Below are 227 nucleotides of genomic sequence, written 5' to 3'. Positions count from 1 at the left end.
ACAGACGCGCGCCTGCGCGGGTCGATGAACGCGCAGGCGGTGGCCAACGCGCTCAATGCACTCGCGAAGTGGCCGGACGAGGCCAACGCGCGTGGAGCGGCGCTGCGCCTGGCCGGTCATCTGGCCTCGGAGGCCGGGCTGCGCGGGTCGATGAACGCGCAGGCGGTGGCCAACGCGCTCAATGCACTCTCGAAGTGGCCGGACAAGGCCGATGCGCGTGAAGCGGC

At 71.8% G+C, this 227-nt stretch carries 1 pseudogene; it reads left to right on the top strand.

Features of this window, described 5'->3' with window-relative positions:
- A pseudogene (locus EVC45_RS45425) lies at positions 1–227 on the top strand (hypothetical protein); the annotation flags it as partial.

Origin of the sequence: Paraburkholderia sp. UYCP14C (assembly GCF_004197395.1) — a bacterium.
Lineage (GTDB): Bacteria > Pseudomonadota > Gammaproteobacteria > Burkholderiales > Burkholderiaceae > Paraburkholderia.
Note: the sequence above shows the minus strand (reverse complement) of the source record. Positions and strands in the feature narration are given on the sequence as shown.